The sequence below is a fragment of the Lactobacillus sp. N54.MGS-719 genome, assembly GCF_000980505.1.
Lineage (GTDB): Bacteria > Bacillota > Bacilli > Lactobacillales > Lactobacillaceae > Lactobacillus > Lactobacillus amylovorus.
In genome coordinates, this window is the sequence record NZ_LARO01000077.1 from 1 (window position 1) to 2,960 (window position 2,960).

The window sequence follows — 2,960 nt, forward strand, 5'->3', positions numbered from 1 at the left end:
CATGTAATCCTTGATTTGAGGATATTGTTCGAAGTAGTTGTCGATAAATTCTTGGGCACGTTTTCTAGAAATGCCTAAGTTCTTGGACAAACCGTAATCAGAAATACCGTAAACAATACCGAAGTTAACGGCTTTAGCGTGGCGACGCATCAGTGGCGTTACTTGATCAGGTGAATCCAAGTGGAAAATCTTCATCGCGGTATGTGAGTGAATATCATAACCGGTCTTGAAGGCTTCTTGCATGTTTTGATCGCCCGAAACGTGAGCTAAAACACGAAGTTCAACTTGTGAGTAGTCGCAAGAGAAGATGTAGCCGTCTGGTTCACTTGGCACGAAGGCCTTTCTGATTTGCTTTCCTTCTTCGGTGCGGGTAGGGATGTTTTGCAAGTTAGGATCCACACTGGAAAGACGACCAGTTGCAGTCAAAGTCTGCAAGTAACGTGTGTGCACGCGACCATCTGGTTGGATAACATCAAGCAGACCCTTTACATAGGTAGATTGAATCTTGGCAATTTGACGGTAATCCAAAATTTCACTAACGATTGGACTTTGCGTCTTTAATTGATCCAAGACTTCAACTGAAGTTGAGTAACCAGTCTTGGTCTTTTTGATGACTGGCAAACCAAGCTTTTCAAACAAAATGTGACCTAGTTGCTTAGGTGAATTCAAGTTGAACTTTTCACCGGCTTGGTCATAAATCTTGTCTTCGAGTTCCTTCAATTTAACGGCAAATTCATTTTGCAGTTGAATTAAAGTACTTGCTTCAACCTTCATCCCGTTCATTTCCATTCTGGCTAAAACGCGCGCGGTTGGGATTTCGATCGTATCAAACAAGGCATCTTGTTCGTGGCCTTTGAGCTTTTCAAGCAGAGTCTTCTTGAGTGATTCAATGGCGTTGACCTTGGAAGCTAAGTGGTTGAATAATTCATCATCGTCATCAGGGATGTGCTCACTCTTACCTTTGCCATAAACTTCGAGGTCAGTCTTAACGGAGTAATCACCATAAAGGTGAGCAATTTCACCAAGATCATTAGAGTTGTTTTCATTATTAACTAGATATGAGGCTAAAAGCATATCATAATCAAGGCCGTGAGTGTGAATGCCCAAACGATGTGCAGCAACCATTGTTCTCTTTAGGTCAAAGACGTTCTTCTGAATCTTTTCGTCTTCTAAGATGTGCTTGATATTATCTTCTTCAAGCAATTCAACGTCTCTTGAAACGTAGATCTTGTCATTGATCTTCAAACTGAAGCCAACAAAAGGAGCTAGGTGATAGTTGGCACCAAGCATTTCTAGATAAAATTCAACAGTGTCTTTTTCAGTGGCTTTAACATCTTTAACTTTGTCATCGTTTAAAACAGTGTATTCTACTTTTTCAACTTCGGCACCATCTTGACCAGCACCTGAAGCATTTAGGTCAGCTAAGAACTTACGGAAGTTCATCTTTTCATAGAATTGACGCAGCTTTTCATAATCAACTGGCTGACGTTTTATATCATCGATATCTAGAGTTACCGGTGAATCACGGTCAATCGTGGCAAGTTTCTTAGCTAAAAAGGCCTTGTCTTTATCGTTGATCAAATTTTCCTTTAACTTGGACTTCTTCATTTCGTCGATATGATCGTAAATACCTTCAACGGAGCCATATTCTTGAATCAAACGTGATGCAGTCTTAGGACCAACTTTTGTAACACCAGGATAGTTATCGGAATTATCCCCCATCAAAGCCTTCATATCAATGAATTCAGTTGGAGTGACGCCGTTAACTTCCTTCATATGTTCAGGTGTGTAGGCTTCAAGTTGAGAAACTCCTGATTTGGTTACTTCAACAGTAGTGCTTGGAGAAGCTAGTTGAGTCAAGTCACGGTCACCAGTCACGACAGTAGTAGTAAAGCCGTTCTTCTCACCTTTATCGACAAAAGTACCAATAATGTCATCTGCTTCGTAATTCTTCAATTCATAAGTTTTAATACCCAAGTCATGAAGCATTTCTTGAATATAAGGCATTTGCTCGAGAAGCTCTTCTGGAGTTTTCATACGTCCGCCTTTATATTCTCCATACATGTTTGTTCTAAAAGTGACTTTTCCTGCATCAAAAGCTACCAAAATATGGGTTGGCTCAACGTCCTTCAAAAGGACATCAAGCATATTCTTAAAAGCATAAATGGCATTAGTGTGCAGGCCCTCTGGACTCTTGAAAGATTCTAGTTGACGATAAAGAGCGTAAAAGGCTCTGAAAGCTACAGAGTTACCATCGATTAGAAGTAATTTTTTATCTGCCATTTTATTCCCCCTTTATAAAAATTGTTCTCTATACTTACTTATCTATTTTACCAGTTTCAAGGGTAATCTTTTAATAGGAAGTTTAATCGAAAAGAAAAAAGCTCCACTTTTATGGAGCCTTTAAATATTAACCTTTCTGATTAGCCTACAATTAGCTTTAAAAGGAATAACAGAAAGCATATATTGATTTCAATCCACGCACTCATATAAATGCGACCATAATTTTAAAAATTGTTTTAACAACAATCTTAAAATTAGGTTCTTAATTATTATATCAGATCAAATATAAACTTTTAGCTTAAAATTTAGTTGACGTTATAGTTCTATCAGAAATTTTACTAAAGTCTTTTTTTATTTCTAGCATTAAGTCTTTTCTTTTTTGATTATTCTCAGTGGCAAAACCCAATGTAGATCTTTTCATAATATCACGTAATAAACTTTTCACCTCAACTGAAAGCATAGTTTTATTTTCAATTAAGTATTTATACATATTTACTATATCGGATAATGCTTGATCACTTATTTCACTATTCTTCAACTCTCCCAGAATTATATCTAACTTAGATAATTCATCATACAAAACATACTAATCTAGTGTTGGATGATTACTCGACGGAGTAGTCGTTCAACACTTTTTCTTTTACTATGTAAAGTGGAGATGAAGCCAATGCCGTGAC

General features: G+C 37.4%; 2 protein-coding genes. Both read right to left on the reverse strand.

What is annotated here, in order from left to right:
* Window positions 1-2,283, reverse strand: a 2,283-nt coding sequence (gene polA / locus WS44_RS08840) for a DNA polymerase I (protein WP_046434051.1), incomplete at its 3' end; no start/stop codon positions are given.
* Window positions 2,284-2,581: 298 nt separating this feature from the next.
* On the reverse strand, window positions 2,582-2,863 hold the full coding sequence (locus WS44_RS08845) for a hypothetical protein (RefSeq protein WP_288145731.1): 282 nt from the start codon (window positions 2,861-2,863) through the stop codon (window positions 2,582-2,584).
* Window positions 2,864-2,960 lie beyond the last annotated feature (97 nt).